13 protein-coding genes and 1 riboswitch are annotated in these 17,779 nt (G+C 58.2%); of the genes, 10 read left to right on the forward strand and 3 right to left on the reverse strand.

What is annotated here, in order from left to right; all coding sequences use genetic code 11:
* The first annotated feature begins 3 nt into the window (after positions 1-3).
* The 5 genes from G5287_RS16265 (at position 4) to mgtE (ending at position 7,248) form a co-directional block, all read left to right on the forward strand.
* A complete protein-coding gene (locus G5287_RS16265) occupies positions 4-1,101 on the forward strand; it encodes a flagellar basal body P-ring protein FlgI (RefSeq protein WP_216954108.1) in 1,098 nt (365 codons plus the stop codon).
* Positions 1,102-1,144: 43 nt separating this feature from the next.
* Positions 1,145-2,218, forward strand: coding sequence for a flagellar assembly peptidoglycan hydrolase FlgJ (gene flgJ / locus G5287_RS16270; RefSeq protein WP_227340837.1), 1,074 nt, complete (start codon positions 1,145-1,147; stop codon positions 2,216-2,218).
* A gap of 3 nt (positions 2,219-2,221) precedes the next feature.
* On the forward strand, positions 2,222-4,225 hold the full coding sequence (locus G5287_RS16275; protein ID WP_337072996.1) for a FlgK family flagellar hook-associated protein: 2,004 nt from the start codon (positions 2,222-2,224) through the stop codon (positions 4,223-4,225).
* Between the two features lie 4 nt (positions 4,226-4,229).
* A complete protein-coding gene (flgL, locus tag G5287_RS16280) occupies positions 4,230-5,438 on the forward strand; it encodes a flagellar hook-associated protein FlgL (protein WP_216954104.1) in 1,209 nt (402 codons plus the stop codon).
* A 176-nt stretch (positions 5,439-5,614) separates the two neighbouring features.
* Positions 5,615-5,784: riboswitch (M-box (ykoK) riboswitch) on the forward strand.
* A gap of 120 nt (positions 5,785-5,904) precedes the next feature.
* The gene (gene mgtE / locus G5287_RS16285; RefSeq protein ID WP_216954102.1) at positions 5,905-7,248 is read left to right on the forward strand and encodes a magnesium transporter; all 1,344 of its coding nucleotides are present in this window, start codon (positions 5,905-5,907) and stop codon (positions 7,246-7,248) included.
* Between the two features lie 62 nt (positions 7,249-7,310).
* Here the strand turns inward: mgtE and ppx are convergent, their stop codons facing one another.
* The 3 genes from ppx to G5287_RS16300 form a co-directional block, all read right to left on the reverse strand.
* Positions 7,311-8,801, reverse strand: a complete 1,491-nt coding sequence (gene ppx / locus G5287_RS16290; RefSeq protein ID WP_421231560.1) for an exopolyphosphatase — start codon at positions 8,799-8,801, stop codon at positions 7,311-7,313.
* Positions 8,791-10,860 (reverse strand): polyphosphate kinase 1, encoded by a 2,070-nt coding sequence (gene ppk1, locus G5287_RS16295; protein ID WP_139734028.1) that lies wholly within the window; start codon positions 10,858-10,860, stop codon positions 8,791-8,793. The genes ppx and ppk1 overlap by 11 nt, the downstream gene beginning before the upstream one ends.
* A gap of 74 nt (positions 10,861-10,934) precedes the next feature.
* Positions 10,935-11,450: a glycine cleavage system protein R gene (locus G5287_RS16300; RefSeq protein ID WP_421173083.1), complete on the reverse strand. Its 516-nt coding sequence runs from the start codon at positions 11,448-11,450 to the stop codon at positions 10,935-10,937.
* Between the two features lie 196 nt (positions 11,451-11,646).
* Between G5287_RS16300 and G5287_RS16305 the strand changes: the two genes are divergently transcribed.
* The 5 genes from G5287_RS16305 to G5287_RS16325 all read left to right on the forward strand — a co-directional run bounded on the left by G5287_RS16305 (position 11,647) and on the right by G5287_RS16325 (position 17,679).
* Positions 11,647-12,525 carry a DUF2726 domain-containing protein gene (locus tag G5287_RS16305; RefSeq protein WP_421231561.1) on the forward strand — a complete coding sequence of 293 codons (879 nt, stop codon included), beginning with the start codon at positions 11,647-11,649 and terminating at the stop codon, positions 12,523-12,525.
* 268 nt (positions 12,526-12,793) lie between these two features.
* A complete protein-coding gene (locus G5287_RS16310; RefSeq protein WP_421173101.1) occupies positions 12,794-14,215 on the forward strand; it encodes a sigma-54 dependent transcriptional regulator in 1,422 nt (473 codons plus the stop codon).
* Between the two features lie 106 nt (positions 14,216-14,321).
* Entirely contained in the window at positions 14,322-15,356 is a 1,035-nt protein-coding gene (locus G5287_RS16315; protein WP_421173081.1) for a sensor histidine kinase, read from the forward strand.
* Positions 15,357-15,432: 76 nt separating this feature from the next.
* Positions 15,433-16,776, forward strand: coding sequence for a sigma-54-dependent transcriptional regulator (locus tag G5287_RS16320; RefSeq protein WP_421173080.1), 1,344 nt, complete (start codon positions 15,433-15,435; stop codon positions 16,774-16,776).
* A gap of 141 nt (positions 16,777-16,917) precedes the next feature.
* The gene (locus G5287_RS16325) at positions 16,918-17,679 is read left to right on the forward strand and encodes a Nif3-like dinuclear metal center hexameric protein (RefSeq protein ID WP_421231562.1); all 762 of its coding nucleotides are present in this window, start codon (positions 16,918-16,920) and stop codon (positions 17,677-17,679) included.
* The last annotated feature ends 100 nt before the right edge of the window (positions 17,680-17,779 follow it).

Raw genomic sequence — 17,779 nt, forward strand, 5'->3', positions numbered from 1 at the left:
GTTATGAAGTCACTCCGTTTGGTTACTCTGCTCTGCTGTCTACTGCCTTTGGGGATGGCGAATGCCGCCCGGATAAAGGACATCAGCTCAGTAGAGGGGGTGCGTAGCAACCAGTTGATCGGCTACGGTCTGGTCGTGGGTCTACCCGGTACCGGCGAGAAGAACAACGCCTTTACCGAGCAGACCTTCCGCACCATGCTCAACAACTTCGGCATCAAGGTCCCGGACAACATCAAACCCAAGATCAAGGATGTGGCGCCGGTGGCGATCCATGCGGATTTGCCGCCGTTTGCCAAGCCGGGCCAGACCATAGACGTCACTGTTTCTGCCATCGGTGAGGCCAAGAGCCTGCGCGGTGGTACGCTGCTGCAGAGTTTCCTGAAAGGGCTGGATGGGCGGGTCTATGCGGTCGCGCAGGGCAGCCTGGTGGTCGGCGGGTTGGGGGCCGAGGGGGCTGATGGCTCCAAGGTGGTGGTCAATACTCCGACCGTCGGCCGCATTGCCAATGGTGCCACCGTAGAGCGAGAGGTGCCCAATGCCTTCAGCCAGGGTGACACCATCACATTCAATCTCAATCGCCCCGATTTTACCACCGCGCGTCGGTTGGCCGATGTGGTCAACGATCTGGTGGGGCCCAATACTGCGCAGGCACTCGATGCCACTTCGGTCAAGGTTTATGCCCCACGAGATCCGGGTCAACGGGTCTCCTATCTGGCGACCATCGAGAACCTGGAGGTGGATCCGGCCAACGAGGCGGCCAAGATCATCGTCAACTCCCGCACCGGCACCATCGTTATCGGCAGTCAGGTGAAGCTCAAACCGGCGGCCATCAGCCACGGAGGCCTGACGGTGACCATAGCCGAAAACCAGCAGGTTTCTCAACCCAACCCGCTGGCGGGGGGCGAGACCACGGTCACCAACAACTCGACCATCAATGTCCAGCAGGAGCCCGGGCGGATGTTCAAGTTTGATACCGGTGCGACTCTGGATGATCTGGTCCGAGCGGTCAATCAGGTCGGGGTCGCCCCCGGTGATTTGATGGCTATCCTTGAGGCGCTGCAGCAGGCAGGTGCCATCGAGGGGCAACTGGTCATATTGTAACTGGCGGCAAGTGATTGCCACGGGTGGCAATGAGGTAAGCAAAATGGCGGAGTTTGACACCAACAGCGGCATGAATCTCGGGGTGGTGCAGGATATCAAGAACCTGGACCGTCTGCGCCAGATGAGCCACAGCAAAGAGGGACAGGCCGGGGCACTGCAGGGGGCTGCGCGCCAGTTCGAGTCAATCTTTACCCAGATGTTGTTTCAGAGCATGCGTCAGGCCAACGGGGTGTTGACTCAGGACAACCCGATGAACAGCAGCTATACCCAGTTCTATGAAGGGATGCTGGATGAACAGCGAGTGGCAGACATGTCCAGCAAGGGGGGGCTTGGATTGGCTGATATGGTGGCTAGGCAGCTCTCACCGGCGACATTTGTCCATCAGGATGGCCGGGTGCTCAAGATGCCGCAACGGACGGAACGGGTCTATAAACCCTACGAGCCACCCAAGACGGCTGCCACTGATTTGATCTCGGCATCAAAAGTTGGCAAAGATTTTGCTGAAAAAGAGATGACCGAGGGGGTCAAGGAGAGCCACGCACTCACTATGCCCCGTCGACCGCACCGCAGCATTCCGCCCATGGGACGCATGGCCAGCGAAGAGGGCAGTGCCGCCAGTAGTGGGGGCAAAGAGTTCGATACGCCGGAAGAGTTCGTTAATCGCCTGATGCCGCTGGCCAAGAAAGCGGCCGACAAGTTGGGGTTAAGCCCGGCGGTACTGGTCGCTCAGGCGGCATTGGAGAGCGGCTGGGGCAAACGGGTGATCAAGGATGGTGAAGGGCAGATGACCCATAACCTGTTTGGCATCAAGGCCGATCCTCGCTGGGAAGGGCCCAAGGCGGTAGTCAGCACCCTGGAATATGAAGAGGGAGTGGCGTCCCGCCAGAAAGCGGCGTTTCGTTCCTATGGCTCGTTTGAAGAGAGCTTCAACGACTATGTGGACTTTCTCACCTCCGGTTCCCGCTACAAGGGGGCCCTGGCCAGAGTGGACAGTCCGGATCGCTACTTCGAGGCGCTGCAACAGGCGGGTTATGCCACCGACCCGCACTATGCCAGAAAACTGAAACAGGTATTGCGCAGTGATGCCATTGCCCGATACAACGAGATGGAGCTGTAACATATGGCAAGCGATCTGCTTGGAATTGGTACATCGGGCGTGCTGGCACAGCAGCGCCTGCTGCAGAGCACCAGTAACAATATCGTAAACGTCAATAGCCAGGGCTATGTGCGTGAGCGTACGCTGGTGTATACCAATGCCATCGGTCTTGGCACAGGTGACATCAGGACCGAGCGGGTAATCAACAGCTATATGCAGGGAGAAGTGCGTCGCGATACCTCTGCCTTTTACGCATCCCTGACTCATTACGAGCAGCTGGCCGGCGTGGATCGCCTGCTGGGAGACACCAGCAATAGCGTAGGGGAGACCATCACCTCTTATTTCAAGTCCTTTCATTCGGCAAATGAATCACCCGCCGAGATCGGTGGCCGCAAGGTAGTGATGACGGAGCTGAGCGGTATGGTGAACCGCTTTCACACACTCTCGGCCCAGCTCGACAAGCAGAGCGATACCCTCAACACCCGTATTGAAGATGAGACCAAGCAGGTCAACAGTCTGCTCACCAGCATCAATGATCTCAACCAGGCGATCATCCGTACTCAGGGGTCTCCCGAAGAGAACCTGATGCTGTTTGATCAGCGTGACGAGGCGATCAGGCAGCTCTCCGAGAAGATGGATATCCGTACCGTAACCCAGGCTAACGGCAGCGTATTGGTCAATATGAGCACTGGTCATTCGCTGATCCTGGATGGGGGCGTTGCCCAGTTCAAGGTGGTGGCGGGCGATCCCGATTCCCGTGATCAGGAGTTGCAGCTGACTCTTGGCGACAATCAGGCTCTCATCGATCACGATACCTTCGGGGGGGCCATGGGAGGGCTGTTCAAGGCGCGTACCGACCTGGAGCCGACCAAGCGTGAACTGGGCCAGCTGGCCGTTGCGATGGCGGATGCCATGAACCAGCAAAACCGTCTCGGGATGGATCTGGACAACGAGTTGGGCAGCGATATTTTCACCCTGCCAACCAGCAAGGGATTGCCTTATGGCGACAACACAGGGTCGGTCGGAGCGAATGTCAGCTTTGTACCCGGCAAAGGAAGCTCTGTAACCCCCTTCGACTATGAAGTGCGCTTTAGCAGTGCGACCGGATATGAAGTGTTTTCGCTGGACAAATCTGGTAATCGCACCTCTGTGGCGACGGGCACCACGCCGCCAGCAACGTTTGAACTGGCTGGCCACGGGATCTCGATCGATCTCACCGGTACGCCAGCGGCAGGAGACAAGCTGCTGCTGCAACCAACCAAGGGGGCTGCTGCCGGGCTGGCTCAGCAGATCAACCGGCCGGAAGACCTGGCCTTGGCTGCACCTCTTAAAGTACAGAAGACTACCAACAACATCGGCAGTGCAGACATCAAGCTCGATGGCATCTTCAATACCGGAACGGGTTCCGGTTTTGGTACCAACAGCCTGGATCCCGCCGCTCCCCAGATCGTCAAGATCGGCAATAACGGCAATTATGAGGTGTATGCCGGTGATGGCACTACCTTGATCGGTGTCGCGCCGGCAGCCAGCAAAGGGCAGAATTTGATGGCCTCGATAGTAAACCCCTTTCCGGGTGGGCCTGCGGTCTACAGCAACCCGAAACAGAGCCCGGGCTACGAGTTCAGCATTACCGGCACGGTAGAACAAACCGACAGCTTCCAGCTTAGTTACAACACCAATGGTTTTGCTGATAACAGCAATGGTCTGGCAATGGCTGAGTTGCAGAACAAGGATCTGGTACGCAAAAGCACCAATGGTGGGACGACCAACGACAAGATGACCTTTAACCAGGCTTACTCCGGGTTGGTGATGGAAGTGGGTAACAATACCAGTCAGGCCAAAACCCTGCTCAAGGCTAATGAATCCAAGCTGATCCAGAGTACCGGGATCTACGAGAGCGTCTCCGGGGTCAATCTGGAGGAGGAAGCGGCCAATCTGATCCGTTTCCAGCAATCTTACGCGGCATCCGCGCAGGTGGTCAGTACGGCCAAAACCATCTTCGATACACTGCTTTCGTCCGTGAGGTAACGTCATGCGCATCACTACAAACATGATCTACGATCGGAATCTTTACTCCCTCACCAATACCAACGAGCGACTGGACAAGGCCTATCAGCAGCTGCAAACCGGCAACAAGTTTCAGAGCGCCGGTGAGGATCCGGCAGGCATGAGCCAGAAGATGGCGCTGACCAAAGAGATTGAACTGTTTAAACAGTACGGGGTGAATGGCAGTTTGCTGCAGAACAGTCTGGGGCATGAAGAGACGGTATTGGACTCTCTCAATACTGCGATGCTCAGTGCCCAGACCCTGATCCAGAAATCCAATAATGGTGCCATTAGCCTGGATGACCGAAAGGCCATTGCCAGTGAACTGGAAGGGTTGCAGCAGCAAATGTTTGACCTGATGAACAGCAAGAACTCATCGGGTGAATTTATTTTCGGGGGCAATCAGAGCAAGACCCAGCCCTATGTGAAAGATGCCAACGGTAAATACATTTATCAGGGAGATCCTGGCCAGCGAAATATTCAGGTATCGCCCACAGTGCAAATTGCTGCCAATGACTCCGGACAGGATCTGTTTGAAATCGTAGCAACCAGAAGAACCGCCAGTGCCACCAGTGCGAATATCAAGGTAGGGGTCGGGGATCAGGGGGATTTTGATAATTTCTATAAATCCAGTTACGACCCGGCACTGCCCAGCAACACCTACACAGTCTCCACCACAATTGGCCCGCCCGATACCTATGATATCAAGGATGCGGGTGGCAATACCCTGCAGACAGGTAATTACACTCCCGGTACCAAAATACCGTTCAATGGTCTCGAACTGACACTGGATCAGCCTGCAGGTGGTGCAGCACAGCAGTTTGCTCTCAATCCTCCCAAGAATGACAACGTGTTGAACGGGATGTCAGACTTCATTACGGCTCTGCGTGATCCCAATATTTCAGCCGAGAGTTTTGAGCAAAAAGTGGCCGATGCCACCGTTCATATGAAAAATGCCCGTTTGAACATTGATCATGGGCTGGGTGAACTGGGTGGCCGGATGAACAGTCTGGAGCAGGTGATGGGTTCCAACGAGGGGTTGAGCACCCTCAATGCCGAGGCGAGAGCCAAGGTGTCGGAAGCCGATCTCTATGAGGTAATTTCAGCACTGTCAAAAGAGGATGCGGCATTGAGTGCCTCGCAGCTCTCGTTCAGCAAAATAAGTCGTCTGACGCTATTTGACTATATTCGCTAAGAAAAGGCCCCTATGGGGCCTTTTTGCTATGCATCCCCGGCAGAGTTCCCCTGATATGTTCCGACAATTGTAACAAGCTGTTGCCATACCCTGTTTCCTGGTTGAGGCGGGGTTGACCTCCCTGTGGGATTGGATAATCATGCCGCCCGCACAACAGAGGGTTGTGCATATTATTTGCAGCATCTCGTTAGGCGAGGCTCCTGTATAAACACAGGCCACTGATCTCACGACGTCCAGAGACGCCCAAGATCAGGACAGTTTTCATCGGATTAAGGTGTAAACCCAAGTGGCTTCCGGCATGCCGGATACGTTATGCAGTGCTAAAGCTGGTACGTGGGGATGATGACACGCCGAACGGCGTCATTTCCTGCCTATTACTCGTCAATCAAATTGCTGTTTTCTTTCAGACAGCGAACGGTCTCCGCTCGCGCTCAGGCTTGCCTGAAATCACATGAGGTTCTTTGTGATGAAGAAAACACACACCATTCTCAACCGTCATCAACTGCTCGATCTCGCCAGCCTGCAAGGCTGGCTGGAACACAATCTGGATCCGGTTCAGCGCGCCGATCAGCTGCTGACCCTGCGTCCGGAAGAGCTCAACTGCATCTTTGACACCTTGCCTGCGTCAGAAGGGGCAGAACTGATCGCTTCTCTCTCCGCAGAGAGTGCCGGTCGCCTTTTGCTGCGGCTCCATGGCAGCATCGTCAGCGTGTTGCAGGAGGCTATTCCCCGTCGCGAAATGGTGGCTATCCTGCGCAAACTGAGTCGTCAGGATCGCACCATGTTGCTGGCTCGCTTCCCGACCCAGGCGCAGGCCATCTACTACTCACTGCTGGATTGGCCGCCTGAGTCCGTCGGGGCCAATATGCGCCACGAGTATCTGGCAGTGAGCGAACAGGATTCCGTCGGCAAGGCCAAGCAGCTGATCCACGATGCCTGGGACAATGCCCAGCTGTTCCGCCACATCTATGTGGTCAACGTGGATGGCCGTCTACAGGGGAGTATCTCGCTCAAGAGCTTGCTGATTGCTGACCCCGAGGCCAGTGTCGCTAACCTGATGGACCGAGAGACGGTGCGGATCAACGCTCGGGCTGATCAGGAGCTGGCGGCGCGCCTGCTGATCGACCGCGACCTGTCGGTATTGCCGGTCGAGGATCAGGGGCGACTGGTCGGTATTTTCCACGTCGATGATGCCGCCGACATCCTGGAGCTTGAATCTACCGAGGATGCCGAGATGCAGGGTGGCTCATCACCGCTCGATACCCCTTACTTGCAGGCGACCCCCTGGCAGTTGTGGCGCAAACGGGTGGGCTGGCTGCTTATCCTGTTCGTGGCGGAAGCTTACACCGGCACCGTGCTGCGGGCATTCGAGGAGCAGCTGGAAGCCGCCATCGCGCTGGCCTTCTTCATTCCGCTCCTGATCGGTACTGGCGGTAACAGCGGCACCCAGATCACCACCACCATAGTACGTGCCATGGCGGTCGGGGAGGTGAGTCTGCGCAATCTCGGCACCGTGCTGAAAAAGGAGCTCTCCACCGGTCTGCTCATCTCGGGGGCCATTGCCATGGCGGCCTGGGTACGGGCATGGAGTCTCGGCGTCGGTCCCCAGATTGGCATGGTGGTGACCTTTACTATCATCGCCATCGTGCTCTGGAGTGCCACGGTCGCATCCATTATTCCCATGGTGCTGCGTCGTTTCCGCATCGATCCGGCGGTGGTCTCTGCACCCTTCATCGCGACGCTGGTGGATGGTACCGGCCTTATCATCTACTTCGAGATGGCCAAGCTGTTGCTGCCCGAGTTGCAGTAACCGGGAGATTGAGATGCAAAAGGCAGCCATTGGGCTGCCTTTTGCATTTATCTTTTTCCGGTTTAGCCGAGCTGGAACAACAGTGGCCAGCCCTGCTCCTGGCAATAACGATGCTCCTTCTCCAGATTCTGCATCAGGAGACGGTTCTCCTCGCACCAGTCGATCGGCAGGGTCACGACCAGCTGATCCCCTTGCACTGCGACTTTCCACTCAGGCAGCAGGTTGTCCTGACGCTTGTGGTGAGCGGCGACTGCGAGGCGCAGGATGCGGATGCAGCGCAGCACCGTCTGCATGTCGTGGTTGGGTAGGGGCGGCAGCTCGGAGAGCTTGAGCCCCTTGCGCTGAAAGCGTACCAGCGCAGCCAGCAGCGCCTGATCGTCCTGGTTGAAGCCAGGCAGGTCGGTGTGTTGCAGGATATAGGCGGAGTGGCGATGAATGCCGCTGTAGTTGATGGCAAGGCCAATTTCGTGAAGCCGGGCCGCCCAGCCGAGGATGGCTCGATAGGGCTCTACTTCCATCTGCCAGGGCTCTTGCAAGGCATCAAACAGGGTCAGTACGCTCTGCTCCACCCGGGCTGCCTGTTTTTTGTCCATCCGGTAGTGGGTACCGAGCGCCTGTGCGGTACGCTCGCGAATATCGTGGTGCTGCAAGCGCTCCTCGAATTCATAAAGCAACCCTTCACGCAGCGCACCGTCGGAGTAGTCGAGCCGCTCGATGGGCAGCGAGGTAAACAGCCCGAGCAGGATGGCGACCGCAGCGGCAAACACCTCCTGACGCTCCTCGGTAAGCCCGACCAGTTTGAGGTTATCGACTCGCTTGCGCTCAATCATCAGCGCCTTGAGCCGCTCCAGCCCCTCCAGCGTAATGCTGCCGTCAGTCAGCCCTTCGCCTTGCAGTACATCCCGTATCGTACGAATGGAGCCTGAGCTGCCAAGGCAGCTCTGCCAGCCCAGCTTGCGGTACTGGTTGACGATGGGGGCGAGCTGGTGCTGCGCCTCCAGCACGGCATTGGTGAAGTGCTTGTCGCTCAGCTTGCCGCTGGCGAAGAAGCTTTGGGTAAAGCTGACGCAGCCCATCTTGCGACTGGTGAGGGCCTTGTGTTCAAACCCTTCACCGATGATGAGTTCGGTGCTGCCGCCGCCGATATCGATCACCAGTACCTGGCCCTCGATATGCTGGGTATGGGCAACCCCCTGATAGATGAGCCGTGCTTCTTCCTGCCCGCTGATGATCTCGATGGGGTGGTTGAGCACCTTGGCTGCTTCACTCACAAATTCGCGCGCGTTGCTGGCACGGCGCAATGTGTAGGTACCGGCGATGCGGATCTGATCCGGTTTGATGTTGGTGAGCCGCTCGGCAAACAGCGACAGGCAGGCGAGGCCGCGTTCCATCGCCTCCGGGCTCATCCGCTTTTGCTCATCCATCCCTTCCGCCAGCCGCACCCGCTCCTTAATGCGATCGACGATGCGAAAACGCCCTTCGCTCAGATGGGCGATCACCATATGAAAACTGTTGGAGCCGAGATCCACGGCGGCATAGAGACTATTGTCCATTGTTTGACTCGATACGTTTGAGATAGTCGTAAATAGCCACCTGAGAGCGGATCTTGCGGCGGTTGCCCCGCTTCACATATTCGTTCTGCTGGTCGGCATCGATGACCCGCGCCTTGCAGGTATCACTCAGTTGTAGCTCGAGAATGTCCATGATGCGCTGCTTGAGCCGCTCGTCATAAATGGGGGTGCCCACCTCGATCCGGCCGTCGATATTGCGGCTCATCCAGTCGGCGCTGGAGATATAGAGCTGGGGGTTGCCCTTGTTGTGGAACACCATCACCCGCGGGTGCTCGAGGAAGCGGTCGATGATGCTGATCACCTTGATGTTGTCACTGAGGCCCGGTACGCCCGGACGCAGGGCGCACATGCCACGGATGATCATCTGGATCGGTACTCCCGCCTGACCGGCGGCATAGAGGCGGTTGATGAGATCCTTGTCCACCAGATTGTTGATCTTGAGGATGATGCCGCTCGGCTGGCCCGCCTTGGCGTTGGAGAGCTCGTTGTCGATGAGGCGATAGAGCTGACGGCGGCTGTTGATGGGGGAGACCAGCAGGTGGTTGAACTTGTAGCGCCGATAGGGGTACTCGATGTATTCAAACACCCCTTCCACTTCGGCGGTGATATCCGGATTGCGGGTGAGCAGCGAGAAGTCGGTGTAGATCTTGGCGGTCTTCTCGTTGAAGTTTCCGGTGCCGATATGGGCATAGCGCACCGCCTCGCCATTTTCGTGACGGGTGATGAGGCAGAGCTTGGAGTGGATCTTGAGGCTCGGTACCCCGAACACCACCTTGACTCCGGCATCGGTAAGGATGTTGGCCCAGTCGATGTTGGCCGCCTCGTCGAAACGGGCGCGCAGCTCGACCACCACGGTCACCTTCTTGCCGTTGTTGGCGGCATCGATAAGGGAGTGGATGATCCGCGACTTCTTGGCCACCCGATAAATGTTGATGCGAATGGCGCTGACCGCCGGATCGAACGCCGCCTGGCGCACTAGCTCGGTGAAGTGGTGGAACTTGTGATACGGGTAGTAGAGCAGAATATCCTGCTTGGTGATGGCATCGAAGGCGTTGACGAAGCCGTCAAAATCGCGGCAATCGAGGGCCGGCAGTTTGGGGTTTTCCAGATAGTCACGACCCACGTTGGGGAAGCCGATGAAATCCTTGAAGTTGTGATAGCGCCCACCCGGCATGATGGCGTCGTAGGAGCTGATCTGCAGCTTGAGTTTCAGGAAGCTTATCATGGCGGCGGGCATCTCCCGCTCGTAGACGAAGCGCACCGGCATGGCGGTGAGGCGCTGCTTCAAGCCGTCACTCATCTTGTCCACCAGGCTCAAGTCCAGCTGGTCGGAGAGATCATATTCGGCATCCCGGGTCAGCTTCACCGCATAAGCGGCAATCTCGTCGTAGTCGAAGAAGCCTTTGAAGATCTCGTCGAGGCAGAAGCGGATGACGTTATCAAGAATGATGATCTGCTTCTTGCGGCGGGTCCCTTCCGGCGGCAGCTGGAAGAAGCGGGGCAGGTCGTCGGTCGGCACTTCCACCAGAGCGTACTGGATCACCTGACCGTTCTTCTTCATCTCGATGGCCAGATAGGTGTACTCATCCTTGAGGAATTTGACCGGATTAACCTCTTTGTTGAGCAGGATCGGGATGATGTGGCGCAGCACCTTCTCCTTGAAGAAGACCCGCAGCCATTTCTGAATGGCATCGGAGAGCTGGTTCTCGTTGACCAGAAAGATGTTGTGGCGGGCCAGCGCGATCAACAGCTCCTTATAGGTGTTGTCGAACGCTTCACCGAGCGCCATCACTTTTTGCTGGATGGCGCGCAGCAGCACTTTCGCTTCATCGTCGCCACCATGTACTTCATTGATGAGGATGCGACGCTTGACGTCCGATACCCGTACCTTGAAGAACTCATCCTGGTTGGAGGAGAAGATCCCCAGAAAACGAACCCGCTCGATGAGGGGCACCGTCTTGTCCATTGCCTCTTGCAACACCCGTTCATTGAATGAGAGCCAGCTTAGCTCTTTCTCTTCATACTGCTTGTCGGTGCTCATCTTGTGCCTCTGTTTCAGGTCGCGTCTGCGCGGCAGTTATGGCGTTAATATATGACAAATAAATGACAGTATTGTTACTGCTCGCTGAACGCTTCGTCGATGTCGACCACCAGATCGTCGGAGAGGGATTCCAGCGCGGTGATCAGCTTATCCATCGCGAGCCCGTCGGGCAGGGCAACCAGCGCATGGGCATAGAAGAGCGGGGCGCCGGAGTGGGGAGCCGGTTCACAGCCGGTGGTGAGATCGGCCACGTTGATCTCGAGCTGGCGCAGGATGCTGGCTACTTCATGGACGATGCCGGGGCGGTCGTTGCCGGTCACTGTCATCATGACTTGATGGGCTGGCTCGGCGGTAGGTGTCCCTTCGGCAAAGCTGATGGTCAGACCCGGTAGCAGGGCCAGTGCTTCGCACAGGCTGCGATAGTGCTCATCGGGGACAGAGACATGGAGGATACCGGCAAACTGTCCCGCCAGTTCGCTCATGGCGCTGCCCAGCCAGTTGCCCTGCTCGCTGCTGATGACTGCAGCCAGACTCTCGACGATCCCGGGTTTGTCTGCACCGATCACGGTGACCACCAATTGCTTTTGCATCCTGCTCTCCTTGAAATGGGATTTCTTGCTCTATCCCTATTGTGCCTGCTGGGGCTGGTCATATGAACCCCCGCCTGCTGACAAATAGATAAAAAGACGGGACTTTTCACTTTCTATACACGGGTCTGCTGCCTTGCTCCGTGGCGGCTGTGGTAAAGTAATTCCCCTTTCGTGTCGTGAACTGGATCGTGCTCTCATGAATACCCTTGTCCTATCGGGATTGCTGTTGCTGGCGCTGCTTGTGCTGGCGATCTTCTGGAGCAGAGGCAGACAGCAAAAGCGCCTGCCCTATGATGTGCAGGAGACCCTGTTCAGTCCCGCCGAACGATCGTTCCTCGCGGTGCTGGATCTGGCGGTGGGTGACAAGGCCCGGGTCTTTGCCAAGGTAAGAGTGGCCGATGTGCTGACGCCGCAGGCCGGGATCGGCAAGAGCAAATGGCAGCAGCACTTCAACAAGATCAGCGCCAAGCATTTCGACTATCTGCTTTGCCACCCTTCTGATCTCTCCTTTATCTGTGCCATCGAACTCGATGACAGCTCCCACCGCCATCAGAAGCGCAAGGCGCGGGATCTCTTTCTGAAAACCGCCTGCGACAGCGCCGGTCTGCCCTTGCTACAGATCCCGGCAAGTGCCAGCTATCTGGTGGAAGAGCTGCGCGAACAGATCCTGCCGCTGCTGGTCAAAACCAGCGAACCCTTGATTGACGATCTGCCGCACGGGGCGCGCCGCGAGCCGACGTTCAACCCTCTGCTGCTGGATGGTGTGGATGTTGGTGCCGGGATGCGTGGCCGCACTGCCCATGCCGAGGCTGTCTCGTCCTCGTCGCTCCACGAACCTGCCATCCGGGCCAAGGGGATGGTGGAGACACCACAGAGTGAGGGTGAGCTGGTCGATGGACTGTTCGCCGATGTAGAGGAGGACGAGGAGCTCGAGGTGCAGCATTGCCCCCGTTGCGATGCGCCGCTGGTGGAGCGGGAGGCGAAAAAAGGCCCCCACGCCGGTCGACTCTTCCTGGCCTGTAGTCGTTTTCCCGAGTGTCGTTATGCGGCGCCGCATCACCACCACAGCCACTGAGTTCATCTGACCGTGCTGCATGCTGCCCTCTGACGAGGGCAGTTTTCTTTCCGCCATTGGCGGCGTTTGCTAGCGGCGCCAATGCAGAAAATTCCTCGGCAAAATTTATCTAATCTCCCGTTTCTATCGATACACTTAGCCTGAATACGACAATTTTTGACAATGTGTCGGTTTTTTGGCACTTTGTGTGCCTGCAAAAAGACAGTCAGTAGCTGTTTTATTACTAAATAAAACAATAAGTTAGTTCAGGATATCGCGAGGGATGGATATGGTGGAGATGGGCGTGTTGATTGTTGATGCCGATGCGCAGCGGCGCCAGCAGTTGGGAACCGTGCTCTCGTTTATGGGGATCCTGTGGCAGGATGTCGCAGAAGGGGACCTGGATGTCGCCATCGAATCTTCTGGCCCACTGCAAGGGGTGCTGGTGGGTGAACTGGCAGGTCGCACCTTGCCCGAGTTACTTGCCGCTTTCCCTCGTACCCCCTTTATCTCGCTGGTTGAGGCGGAACTGCCCAACAGCAACTTTATCGGGGTCGCGCTCTCGCCTTTTACCTATGAATCCCTCACCCGTCATCTGCACTTCTGTCAGGCTTTTGTCTCTCTCCATCCCCGTCAACAGACCCACGACAAGGGGCAGACGTTGCTGCGTTTGCTGGTGGGCAAAGGGAAGGGGATCCAGGAGGTTCGCCGCCTCATCAGCCAGGTGGCCGAGACCGATGCCAACGTGCTGATCCTTGGTGAATCGGGAACCGGCAAAGAAGTGGTGGCCCGTGCCATTCACGAACTCTCGGCCCGCAGTAGTGGCCCCTTTGTGCCTATCAACTGTGGTGCCATTCCTGCCGAGTTGCTTGAGAGCGAACTGTTCGGTCACGAGAAGGGAGCCTTTACCGGCGCCATCGCAGCTCGTCGCGGTCGTTTCGAGCTGGCGCAGGGGGGCACCCTGTTCCTCGACGAGATTGGCGACATGCCGATGCCGATGCAGGTCAAACTGCTGCGGGTATTGCAGGAGCGGCTGTTCGACAGGGTCGGTGGTGGCAAGCCCATTCAGGCCGATGTGCGCATCATTGCGGCGACCCATCGGGATCTGGAGGCATTGATCCGCAGTCAGGGTTTTCGTGAAGATCTCTACTACCGCCTCAACGTCTTCCCCATTGAGACCCCGCCACTGCGGGATCGCATCGATGACATTCCGCTGCTGCTGCAGGAGTTGCTCAACCGTCACGCGGAGCAGCACCACAGTGTGATCCGTCTGACCCAGCGGGCGCTGGAGTCGCTGATGCAGTACCCCTGGCCGGGCAATGTGCGCGAGCTTTCCAACCTGCTGGAGCGGCTGCTTATCCTCTACCCGCAACAGATCGTCGATGTGGCGGATCTGCCGAGTCGTTATCGTCTGTTGCCGAGCGAGCCGCGGGATGAGCGGCTGACCGAGATGGATGAGCGGGATGCGCTGGCGGCGGTGTTCCAGGAGCCGCCGGAGCTGGATCACCCCCTCGCCTCTGCCCGCACCATGCAACTGCCGGAGGAGGGGGTCAATCTCAAGGAGATGCTGGCCGACCTTGAAGTGGAGCTGATCCGCCAGGCGCTGGAGTCGCAGGACGGGGTGGTGGCCCGCGCCGCCGATCTGCTCGGCATGCGCCGTACCACCCTGGTAGAGAAGATGAAAAAGTACGGGATGAGCAAGGACGTTTAAGGGTCAAAGCCTTGACGTTAACATGCAATCTATTGCTTTAATTGAAATAATTTAGTGGCATGGAAATTGAATAACCTGACCCAATAGCCAGTTTGAGGTCAGGTTTATGACGATCCAGCAGCAGGACATGCCACTCCAGTCCCACGAAGTGAGCCAGCTCTATGCCATCTTCAAGGCGCTCCCCACCGGGGTGTTGCTGCTTGACGGGGCTGGGGTGGTCACCCGCGCGAATCCGGCAGCCATCTCCCTGCTGGGGGAGCCGCTGGAAGGAGAGCTCTGGCGCCGCATCATTGCCCGCTGTTTTGAACCACGTGAGGATGATGGCCACGAGATCTCCCTGCGCGACGGACGACGGGTCCAGCTTTCTACCCAGCCGCTGCCGGATCAGAGCGGCCAGCTGGTCTTTATCAATGACCTCACTGAAACCCGCAAGCTTCAGGATCGCATCAACCACATGAAGCGGCTGTCGGCGCTGGGCAATATGGCGGCTTCGCTCGCCCACCAGATCCGCACTCCGCTCTCCGCCGCCATGCTCTATGCCGCCAACCTGGCCAACCGTACCCTCAAGCCGGAGTCCCGCAGCCAGTTTCAGCAAAAGCTGATGGCCCGCCTCCAGGATCTGGAGAAGCAGATCAACGACATCCTGCTGTTTGCCCGCAATGGCGACAATCAGGTGGTCACCCCCATCTCGGTACAGGGCTTGCTGGCTGAAGTGCAGGCTGGTGCCGAGGCTTTCTGTCAGCAACAGGGCTGCGAACTGCACATGGAGGCGCCGGAGCCCGATCTCTGCCTGCTGGCCAACAGCAGCGCACTGGCGGGCGCCATCAACAACCTGATCGCCAATGCCCAGCAGGCGGGGGCCACGTCACTCTTGGTCAGCGCGGTGCGCAGTGGTGTCCGGGTGGAGATGCGTGTCATCGACAATGGCAAGGGGATCCCTTCTCACCTGCTTGGTCAGGTATTCGAACCCTTCTTTACCACCCGCTCCCAAGGCACAGGCCTCGGGCTGGCTGTGGTGCAATCCGTCGTGCGTGCCCATCAGGGGGAGGTCGGTGTGGCCTCGGTTCCCGGTGAAGGCACCTGTTTTACTCTGTCGTTCCCCCTGCATCAGCAGCAGGTGCAACTTGGAGGTGCAGCATGAGCCTTGTTAAGGAGCTGTGCCTGCCGAGAGGGAGCCATATCAATGCGGCCAGGTTGGCTGTCGTGGGAGGTGTAGCATGACTCAGGCCCGGATCCTGGTTGTAGAAGATGACAATGGCCTGCGCGAAGCGCTGGTGGATACCCTTTTGCTCGGCGGTTATGAGTGCCGTGAAGCGGACAGCGGCGAGCGGGCTCTGCTGGCTCTCTCCCGTCAGCCGTTTGACATGGTGATCTCCGATATCCAGATGGGGGGAATGGACGGCCTCACCCTGCTGGCGACCATTCGCCAGCAATATCCGCAGATACCTGTGCTGCTGATGACCGCCTACGCCAATATCGACGGCGCGGTGCGCGCCATGCGCGAAGGGGCCATCGACTATCTGGCCAAGCCCTTTTCGCCGGAGGTGCTGCTCAATCAGGTCAGCCGGTATGTGCCCGCTCAGAAGGTGGAAAAACGTGCCGTGGTCTACGGGGATCCCAAAACTGCCGAGCTGTTCCAGCTGGCGACCCGGGTGGCCAGAAGCGAAGCGACCGTGATGGTGACCGGCCCGAGCGGGACGGGTAAAGAGGTGCTGGCCCGTTACATTCATGACAACTCCAGCCGCGCCGAGCTGCCCTTCGTCGCCATCAACTGTGCCGCCATTCCGGAAAACATGCTGGAGGCGACCCTGTTTGGCTACGAGAAGGGCGCCTTCACCGGTGCGGTACAGGGGTGCCCAGGCAAGTTCGAACAAGCGCAGGGAGGCACCCTGCTGCTCGACGAGATCACCGAGATGGATCAGGGGCTGCAAGCCAAATTGCTGCGGGTGTTGCAGGAGAAAGAGGTGGAGCGGCTCGGCAGTCGCAAGATGATCCCGCTGGATGTGCGGGTCATCGCCACCAGCAACCGGGATTTGAAAAAAGCGGTGCAGGATGGCCTGTTCCGCGAAGATCTCTACTATCGCCTCAACGTCTTCCCGCTGCGCTGGTCTGCCCTCTGCGAGCGGCCCGGCGACATTCTGCCACTGGCGGAGCATCTGCTGGCGCTTCATGCCAGTCAGCAGGGACTGCCGACACCACAGCTGACGGACGCCTCGCGGGAACGGCTGCTGGCCCACCCCTGGCCCGGCAATGTGCGGGAGCTGGACAACGTGGTACAGCGCGCCCTGATCCTCACCCCGGACGGGGTCATTGATTGTGACCACCTCATTCTGGAGGAGCTGGATGAGCAGGAGATGGAGTTTGTCAGCGTGGAGCGCAGCTATGGTGGCGATCGCCTCGGCAGCGAGCTCAAGCAGCAGGAGCACCAGATCATCCTCGACACCCTGCAAGATTGTAACGGCAGCCGCAAGGCGGTGGCCGACCGACTCGGCATCAGCCCGCGCACCCTGCGCTACAAGCTGGCCCAGATGCGGGAGGCGGGGATCGATCTGCCAGCCTGAGGCCGGGAGGGAAACCGCACTGTGTGGGGGCTGTCATGGTCTTGACGGCCCGGCTCGATTATCATGGGGCCCTTGGCGCTTTGAGCCTGGGCCCTGTTTTTATTGGTAAAGCAGAGGACCGAGCCTTAATAAGGGACCCCTATGATCTCTCATCGAAAACTCGAAACCGTACTGAACCATCTGCTTGAGCCCCACGCCATCAAGGATTACTGCCCCAACGGCTTGCAAGTGGAGGGGCGCGAGCGCATTCGCAAGGTGGTGACCGGTGTCACCGCCAGTCAGGCGCTCATCGACGCGGCGGTGGCTGCCGAGGCCGATGCCATTCTGGTCCATCACGGCTACTTCTGGAGCGGTGAACCGGCCCAGATCACCGGCATGAAGCAGCGTCGGCTCAAGACCCTGCTGACCCACGATATCAACCTGTTTGCCTACCATTTGCCGCTGGATGTCCATCCCGAGGTGGGTAACAACGCCCAGCTCGCCAAGCTGCTTGACATCAAGGTGCGTCGCGGTCTGGAGCCGTGGAACAGCAAGAGCGTCGCCATGGTGGGCAAGCTGGAAGAGCCGATGAGTGGCGCCGACTTTGCCAAGCTGATTGCCGAGCGCCTTGGCCGTGAACCACTCTATTGTGGCGATACCGGCCCCGAGCTTATCCGTTCCGTGGCCTGGTGCAGCGGCGGCGGTCAGAGCTACATCAATCTGGCGGCGGAGCAGGGCATCGATGCCTTTATCTCCGGTGAAGCCTCAGAGCAGACCATTCACACCGCCCGCGAGATGGGGATGCACTTCTACGCCGCGGGCCATCACGCCACCGAGCGTTACGGCGTCAAGGCGCTGGGGGAGTGGCTGGCGACCGTGCATGGGCTGGATGTCACCTTTATCGATATCGACAATCCGGTGTAGGGTCGCTTGGCCGAGTAATCCGACCTAACCGCTGCAATCGTGCGGTAGGTAGAAATGACAAGGGAGGCCTAAGCCTCCCTTGTTGTATCTGACATGCAGT

Source organism: Aeromonas sp. 603079, from assembly GCF_049172135.1.
GTDB classification, from domain to species: domain Bacteria; phylum Pseudomonadota; class Gammaproteobacteria; order Enterobacterales; family Aeromonadaceae; genus Aeromonas; species Aeromonas veronii.

Excerpts from the sequence above, each read along its gene's own strand:
- flgJ (WP_227340837.1), top strand. The coding sequence starts at position 1,145 with ATGGCGGAGTTTGACACCAACAGCGGCATGAATCTCGGGGTGGTGCAG.
- ppk1 (WP_139734028.1), bottom strand. The coding sequence starts at position 10,860 with ATGAGCACCGACAAGCAGTATGAAGAGAAAGAGCTAAGCTGGCTCTCA.
- mgtE (WP_216954102.1), top strand. The coding sequence starts at position 5,905 with ATGAAGAAAACACACACCATTCTCAACCGTCATCAACTGCTCGATCTC.
- G5287_RS16320 (WP_421173080.1), top strand. The coding sequence starts at position 15,433 with ATGACTCAGGCCCGGATCCTGGTTGTAGAAGATGACAATGGCCTGCGC.
- G5287_RS16275 (WP_337072996.1), top strand. The coding sequence starts at position 2,222 with ATGGCAAGCGATCTGCTTGGAATTGGTACATCGGGCGTGCTGGCACAG.
- flgL (WP_216954104.1), top strand. The coding sequence starts at position 4,230 with ATGCGCATCACTACAAACATGATCTACGATCGGAATCTTTACTCCCTC.
- G5287_RS16305 (WP_421231561.1), top strand. The coding sequence starts at position 11,647 with ATGAATACCCTTGTCCTATCGGGATTGCTGTTGCTGGCGCTGCTTGTG.
- G5287_RS16310 (WP_421173101.1), top strand. The coding sequence starts at position 12,794 with ATGGTGGAGATGGGCGTGTTGATTGTTGATGCCGATGCGCAGCGGCGC.
- G5287_RS16300 (WP_421173083.1), bottom strand. The coding sequence starts at position 11,450 with ATGCAAAAGCAATTGGTGGTCACCGTGATCGGTGCAGACAAACCCGGG.
- G5287_RS16315 (WP_421173081.1), top strand. The coding sequence starts at position 14,322 with ATGACGATCCAGCAGCAGGACATGCCACTCCAGTCCCACGAAGTGAGC.
- ppx (WP_421231560.1), bottom strand. The coding sequence starts at position 8,801 with ATGGACAATAGTCTCTATGCCGCCGTGGATCTCGGCTCCAACAGTTTT.
- G5287_RS16325 (WP_421231562.1), top strand. The coding sequence starts at position 16,918 with ATGATCTCTCATCGAAAACTCGAAACCGTACTGAACCATCTGCTTGAG.
- G5287_RS16265 (WP_216954108.1), top strand. The coding sequence starts at position 4 with ATGAAGTCACTCCGTTTGGTTACTCTGCTCTGCTGTCTACTGCCTTTG.